At 38.3% G+C, this 7,614-nt stretch carries 5 protein-coding genes and 1 riboswitch; of the genes, 1 reads left to right on the top strand and 4 read right to left on the bottom strand.

From position 1 onward, the window contains the following. Positions 1 to 72: 72 nt before the first annotated feature. The gene (locus JO950_RS09510) at positions 73 to 1,218 is read right to left on the bottom strand and encodes a YncE family protein (protein WP_202702422.1); all 1,146 of its coding nucleotides are present in this window, start codon (positions 1,216 to 1,218) and stop codon (positions 73 to 75) included. Then, the gene (locus JO950_RS09505) at positions 1,215 to 3,263 is read right to left on the bottom strand and encodes a TonB-dependent receptor (RefSeq protein WP_202702421.1); all 2,049 of its coding nucleotides are present in this window, start codon (positions 3,261 to 3,263) and stop codon (positions 1,215 to 1,217) included. The genes JO950_RS09510 and JO950_RS09505 overlap by 4 nt, the downstream gene beginning before the upstream one ends. 114 nt (positions 3,264 to 3,377) lie before the next feature. Continuing rightward, positions 3,378 to 3,579, bottom strand: a riboswitch (cobalamin riboswitch). Positions 3,580 to 4,021: 442 nt separating this feature from the next. On the opposite strand from JO950_RS09505, the gene JO950_RS09500 reads away from it, so the two are divergent. Then, positions 4,022 to 5,005: a beta-ketoacyl-ACP synthase III gene (locus JO950_RS09500; RefSeq protein WP_202702420.1), complete on the top strand. Its 984-nt coding sequence runs from the start codon at positions 4,022 to 4,024 to the stop codon at positions 5,003 to 5,005. A 220-nt stretch (positions 5,006 to 5,225) separates the two neighbouring features. Here the strand turns inward: JO950_RS09500 and JO950_RS09495 are convergent, their stop codons facing one another. Then, a complete protein-coding gene (locus tag JO950_RS09495; protein WP_202702419.1) occupies positions 5,226 to 6,593 on the bottom strand; it encodes an amidohydrolase in 1,368 nt (455 codons plus the stop codon). 96 nt (positions 6,594 to 6,689) lie between these two features. Beyond that, positions 6,690 to 7,562 (bottom strand): AraC family transcriptional regulator, encoded by an 873-nt coding sequence (locus JO950_RS09490; RefSeq protein WP_202702418.1) that lies wholly within the window; start codon positions 7,560 to 7,562, stop codon positions 6,690 to 6,692. Between the last annotated feature and the right edge of the window lie 52 nt (positions 7,563 to 7,614).

Here is a 7,614-nt window from a genome sequence, read left to right as displayed (position 1 = left end):
CTTCACTCTTCACTCTTCACTCTTCACTCTTCACTCTTCACTCTTCACTCTTCACTCTTCACTCTTCACTCTTCACTTTTTAGTTATAAAAGCAATATGTGCCGGAATATTACCGGCTGTAGTTTTCCATTTTAATTTTCCTTCGGGAGTAAAACAGTAGATGTAGCCTGTCACTACATAATTTTGGGCATCGGTAATGTATATTTCTTTCGTTTCGGGATTTACCTGTAAACCGTAAGGAATCATGATATGCTTATCAGTGCCGTCTGTAATGATTTTATCGTTAATCACTTTTTTGGTCTTTGTATCTAATATTCCGTACGTAACCTTATTACTGTTGGTCAGATAGCTCCATGAAACACTGTAATAGTAGAGTAAATCATCGACCAGACAGGTTGCCGAAACGGGAATATCAAGCTTCATTTTCTTTTCATCCGTCTTCGTATCAATCACAAAAAGATTAGACGGTGTGTTGTAATAATCGCCTCTGGAACTCACATAAATATCACCTCTGCTGTCTACCTGCATGCTATGAAGATTAATCCCCACATCAATTTTTTTTATTTCGGTAAAGGTTTCAAGATCGATAACGGATACGGTACGGTCATAATTAGGTACTTTGTAACCTCCTGAATTAGCCACATACAATTTTCCGTTATGCACCACCATCTGTTCCGGCTGATAACCAACGGTCACTTTGCGTTTGATTTCTAAGGATGTCGTATCAATCTCAGCTACAAATCCAATTTCGGCATTCGGATCAATAGCAACAGGGCCTGAATACGAACTTACGTAAGCTTTATTTTTGTAGAAAGCGACATATCGGCAATTCGGAATGTCTATTTTTTTGATTCGTTTTGCGGACCATTTGTCGATTACCTCAACTTTATTGGAGCAGTTGATTACCGCATACACTTTACTCCCGTAAATTTTTATATCATTACCCACATCGCCCAGTTCTTTTACTACTGTTGGATTGCGTTCGGAGTAAATATCGGTGGTATAATTCCCTGTTCTATAATTGAACACGTCAATACTGGCGCGGTTCATTCCCATATTACCTTCGTTCAAAAGATAAAATCCTTCTATGTTGCCATCGCTTCTGGGTGCGGCAACACTTTTATCTGAAGAGGGAAAAATAGTTTCTTCTTCTCTACAGGAAACCAAAAGAAGAGCAACAAATAAACTAAGCAGGAATCGGGTACTTCTCTTTTTCATAGTGCCATACTGATTATAAATTTTAAAGTACGGCCCGGCATCGGATAATTATAAATTACCTCGTACTGCTGATTAAGGGCATTGTTCAATTCGATCGTTCCTTTTATTTTATACTGATGAAAGGAGAACATTTTTTGAACCGCCAAATCATGGGTGTACCAAGGCTGCACTTCATTAATTTTAATATTGTTTACATTTCCATTGTATCGTTTTCCAACGTATATAAAGCTGTAGTTAAAATTCCATGACTTATAATCTGCATTTAATATTCCTGATCCGCTGTGCCAGGGAGTATAAGGAATCTGATCTCCGTAAGAGGACAATTCCAAACCGGCAAACTTGGTGTAATCTCTGCTCTCTGAATACGTATAGGTTAAATGAGTAGTCAGATTTACTTTGCCGAAATGCATTTTCATATCCACAGCCGACTCTATTCCTTTTCCCTTCACCTGCCCGATATTGGTCATCATCCAACGAAATAAATTTCCAGTTGGAGCGGCAATTATTTTATCTTTTGTATTGGTATAATATCCATCGACCTGAAGAGAAAACTGATCCAGGAAACCTTTCTCCATTGGTATGTTGTAGGTAAATCCAAGGTCATATTGATTCATGTATTCGGGTCTTAAGGTACTGGAACCAACCATCGTATAATACAAGTCATTAAAAGTGGGCATTCGGAACATACGTTTCGCAAAAGCTCTTACATTAAAATCGTACGCTTTAAAAGGAGTGTAACCCAAAAATAGGGCGGGAGTGAATTCTGTTTTATCTGGAGCTTTGGCATTATAACGCACTTCTTCCTGCACGTGCGTTCCCACAACGCTACCCAGAACTTTAAAACCATCCAGTCTGTAGGAACTTGCCAGCGCAAACAAAGCGGTGTAGCGCTCCGGATAAGAGAACAGGGTCTTTATACCTTTTCTGGTTGCATTAAGGCGGTTGTACTGAAAATCAGTTGACAACGAAACGTCCCAGGTGGGTAAAATCTTGTACAGATTGACTGCTGAAAAATAATATTCCTGCTGGTAATAACTATCATCAGATTGAGCGCCTTCGGTAACCACTTCACCCAGTACATTGGTGGTGTCTCTGGCTACATAATGAGTATAATCATAGGCATACTTTGCCTTAGCCTGAAATTTATATCTTTCGCTAAGGTCTTTTATAAAGGTCCCCTGCGCAAAAAAATTCTTGTCGTACTGTCTAAAACCATCCGAAAATTTATTTTCTACAATAGCTCCAGGTGCTCCTCTTTCGGAACCGTAATAATACACTTTGGCATCCCAGGTACCGTTCTTCATTTTCCCGTACAGACCAGACTCGAAACGGAATGCTTCAATATCACTATTGTGTCTCGTGGCTGAGGTATCGTAGGCCACAGTACCGTCGAGATTGTTTCTTTTGTATCTGAATTTGTATTCTCCGTTAGATTTTATGTATTCAGAACTGGCACTCCAGCTTACTTTATCACTTAATTTATGCTCCAATCTGAAAGAAAGATCATTGTAATTGATGGACATGGTTTTATACCGAAGTAAGAAATTGGTCTTTTTGTTATTCTCAAAAACAGGCCGTTTGGTGCGCAAATAAATAGTAGAAGCTGCTGCAAAGTCTTTGGCCGACTGAAATATTTCGCTCTTCTGACCATTATACATGGTGAGAGATTCCATATCATCGAGAGAGTATTTTCCTAAATCCGTAACTCCATTTTGTGCGTTTCCCAACTGAATTCCGTCGTAAAAAACACCCACGTGATGCGTTCCCATATTACGTACATCCACCGTTTTAAGTCCGCCTAAACCACCGTAATCCTTGATTTGTACTCCGGCAAAGTAACGAAGTGCATCGGCAACATTGTGGCTGGCTAAGTTTTCAAGCAGTACTCCGGAAAGGCTTTGTACGGGAATCACTTCCTGATAAGGTTTTGCTTTTAACAGTACTTCTTTCAAAACCCTCAGACTGTCCTTAGTAGTCTGTGAGCGAAGTACGACGGGAGCTAACAATACGAAAAGAAATAAAAGTAATTTTCTGGTCTTACACATCACTGATTTAATTAAATAAACTTCGGGATGTGATCGTCAAAAAAGCAATAAGGCAGGATCCCGTTACAAAATAACAGGTCCGTTTATTGTTGTTCAACTTTATTCCACGAAAGTCTTAAACTATGTGATTCCGGCAGGTCTCCTGACTTGTTCCATCTTTAAACAGCCTTCTCATCCCGCAAAGCGGGACAATGGCATAAGTAACGTTAAAGACTTTTACAGAACTTACAGTAGCGGGTCTGTTCAGGATTTACACCTGATTCCCTTTTAACTGTTTTCTCTAAAGAAAAAACAGACCTTAATCTGGCCGTAAAGATAGAATTATCTTTATAAAAACAAGAGTTAATTAGTTCATATTACACTTTTGACAATGAATGAGACCAAATCTTATTCATTTATTAAAAGAATGCTATCTTAAATATTCTTTACTTTTTTAAACTGAACTGTAACAAAAAAGCATTATTGCGACTAATAAAAAGTTCAGTTGGATTGCTTTTTTATAAACATTGAAGAACTGAAACAAAATCATTCAAAACAGGATTTGATTTTATTAATAATGAAGTGAAACAGAAATATTAAAAGTAAATTAACAAATCCCGAGATTTTTGCGTCTTTATATTTGTTAAATTGCGCCCCTGTAAATGAAGATGCCCCTCGTACTACATATTCTTCGAAAAACTCTTGTAAAATGGGCTGGAGAAAGGTTTTGGGCCGAAAGTCAAAATTAAAAGAACACTAAAAGAGAAACAAAAAATTCAATGAATACAACAAAGGCTTCCATTATTGCTATTGGAGGATATGTACCGGAAACGGTTTTAAGCAATACTGATTTAGAAAAAAGAATAGATACAACAGATGAGTGGATTACCTCTCGAACAGGCATAAAAGAAAGAAGAATATTGGATGACCCGGCACTGGCAACCTCAGATATGGCTTCTTTCGCCATTAAAGATTTAATAAAAAATTATGATATAAATCCTCTGGATATTGATTGCCTTATACTCGCCACATCAACACCCGATCATATTCTTACTCCCGCTGCCAGTTTGGTATGCGAAAAAGCAGGACTGAAAAGCGCCTGGGGATTTGACCTTAACGCTGCCTGCAGTGGTTTTTTATATGCACTTTCGGTAGGCGCAAGCTTTATTGAAAGCGGCAGATACAAAAATGTTGTCGTAGTTGGTGCCGATAAAATGAGTTCGATCGTGAACTATGAAGACCGAAACAGCTGTATTTTATTTGGTGATGGTGCAGGTGCTGTACTTTTACAACCTACTACAGACGGACGCGGTATTCATCAAAACATTTTCAGAACAGACGGAACAGGTGCTGAATTCCTTTCTGTACGTGCAGGAGGTTCTCTTTTGTCCACAACAGAAGAAACCATTCAAAACAAACAGCACTTTGTACATCAGGAAGGAAGAACCGTTTTTAAACACGCTGTGAGAAACATGAGCGGTACTTCGAAAGAACTAATGGAAAAAGCTTCATTGACTCCGGATATGGTAGACTGGGTAATCCCTCATCAGGCTAACTTAAGAATCATTCAGGCAGTAAGTGAAGAAATTGGTATTGGTATTGAGAAGTTTAAAATAAACATTCAAAGATACGGTAACACTACAGCGGCAACCATCCCGTTATGTCTTTGGGATTTCAAAAACGATTTCAAAAAAGGAGATAATCTTGTTATTACGGCTTTTGGAGCAGGATTTTCCTGGGGCAGTATGTACATCAAATGGTAAATAGTATATAAAAAAATTACGCTATATCCTTATGATGAGGTATCACCTGTCATAAGTTCAAAATCGATTACAAACAAAAAAACAATCAGTACGTGTACTGATTGTTTTTTTATGCTTGTAATTCAGATTAAACATAAAATCCAAACCATTATTCTTTCACAGACAACTGTATCTGTTCTGGTCAGCCTATTGACAGTAAGAAATACGCTTTCAATTTTTTTTACAATCCGGCGATCTGTCCCGCTATCATTTTACCTTTAAAAAACACACCTTCTCTTTTTGGCAAACGGGCAACTGCTTCGGCTGAACAGCTTGCTTTTACCAAAATAAAATGCGCGTCATCTCCTGTTGCAGGCCATACGCGTACACCTGCATCGTTAAGCGGCAGCACCTCGTTTGTGGTGGCAATGTGCAAAGCACGACTCAAACTGTACTCGTCTGTCCAGCCATAAAGCTGTGCGCATAATTTTGCTTTTTCCAGCATATCACAAGTTCCAAAAGGCATCCAGTGGTCTACAATACTGTCAGTACCCGTCATTAGTTTCACACCGTACTTCTTTAAAGTCGGAATGGGCATGATGGTTTTTCCTATCGGCACTGTCGAAATAACTCCTATTCCAAGTGCTCCCATTTTTTCGGCAATTCCTTCTAAATCTTTCGGATCCATTCGGGCCAATGCAAAACCATGGCTGATATAGGTTTTTCCTTGTAATTGTTTGTTCTCTTCAGTTCTTTTAATGATGTATTCTATAGCCGATTTTCCTGAAGGAGGCGATTCGTGCAAATGAATGTCAATGCCTTTATTATGGTCTATCGCGATTTGAAACATGCTGTCAAGTGATTTCTCCATATTTCCATCAACCGTTGTAGGATCAAGTCCCCCTATAAAATCTACCCCCATTTTTGCGGCTTCTCTCAGTAAAGGTTCTGATTGCGAATATAAAATTCCGTGCTGCGGAAAAGCCACAATCTCCCATCCAAAACTGTCTTTATTATTCTCTAAAGCCTTCAACAAATGCTCCAGACTTTTTAATCCGCTCACAGGATCAATATTACATTGGCAACGGGCAAAATAGCTGCCCTGACTTTTCATCAACTGAATAGCCTGCTCTGCTTTGTACTGAGAATCCACAAGCAAATCCGGAATAATTTTCTGTTCCAGCGTAATCATGTCTTTTACCGTAAATCCTTTTCTGGGAGCAGCATTCCATTTCCCGCCGTAAAAGGTTTTATCAATATGGATGTGCATGTCACGCAATCCCGGAAGCATCAAAAGACCTTTGGCATCTACTTTTTTTAGTTTCCCATCAGGTTTGTCGATTGTAATATTTTTAATCTTCCCATCCGCTATATGCACATTGTACAAATTGGTTTTGGTGGCAATTACTTCTTTTTTTTCATTGTACTCAAAACCGTCTTCCAGTCTTACATTGGTTAAAATATATTCTTTAGCAGAGGCTATACTCTTTTCGGGCTCTTCCGGAGAATGTGCTATTGCAGTATTGCTTATTCCGGAAAACAAGGCAGCCCCTGTTGCTGCGGCTCCCATTCTTAAAAATTGCTTTCGGTTTATTTTGTTGTCGCTCATTGGTTAATAGTGTGAAATATTCCTGAAAAACTAATGCTCAGGAAATAATGGTGAACTGCAAAATTCACTTATTTTTTTAAAACCGGAGCAGGAAGATTAATGATAAGAATGGTACAGATTATAATTTTCCTTAAAATCGGTCGGAGTTTTTCCGATATACTTTTTAAACACTTTGGCAAAATAGCCATTATCGCTAAATCCTAACTGATAAGCAATCTCTTTTACCGACAAATCAGTACTGATCAACAATCGTTTGGCTTCCAGAATGGTTCTTTCTTTTATAACATCGCCAGCCGATTTGTTCAGGAATTTTTGGGAGAGAATATTCAGATAATTAGAAGTCACATTCAACTCTCCGGCGTAAAAATTCACCGAGAATTGGGTTGTAAAATGATCTTCAATCAGTGTTTTGAACTTTTTTATAATTTTTTCTGATTTGGCCGCAACATCATGATCCGGAAATTGAAGCACGTAATCTTTTTGCAATAATTTAAACAGCAGATGCAATCTCAGCAGTACTATTTCTTTGGTCAACAAATCATCTTTAATTAAATCTGTTTCGATTTCTTCCAGCTGGCTTTTAATTTTCTGAAAACCGCTTTTGTTTAGAGAAAGACAGAAAGGCGAACTCTGTCCGAAAAAAGGCAGCTGCGACAAATTAGAAAAAACGGTCATGATCGCAGGAGAAATCATCAGCTGAAAACCATTCGTATTGACATCAAGCGACCAATTGTGTACCTGTCCGGCCCCTACAAAATGAATTTGATAATCTTCTACTTTCGTTTGTTTAAAATCTACACTATGAAATCCGGAACCGTTCTCTACGAAAAAAACAAGGTAAAAATCGTGTTTATGAGGCTGCTCGAATTCGTTACGCCCTTTTACACTATGCCGAAACAGGGTGATACCAAACGTTGGCTCGCCAAGTATATTTAAAACAGACAAAGTGGGTATGGCATTTTTGCTCAAAGGAATCGATAGTGTTGGTTTATTATTTTCAAAATTATGTAATTAATCGATA

Source organism: Flavobacterium sp. UGB4466 (assembly GCF_903469665.1).
Lineage (GTDB): Bacteria > Bacteroidota > Bacteroidia > Flavobacteriales > Flavobacteriaceae > Flavobacterium > Flavobacterium lipolyticum.
Note: the sequence above shows the minus strand (reverse complement) of the source record. Positions and strands in the feature narration are given on the sequence as shown.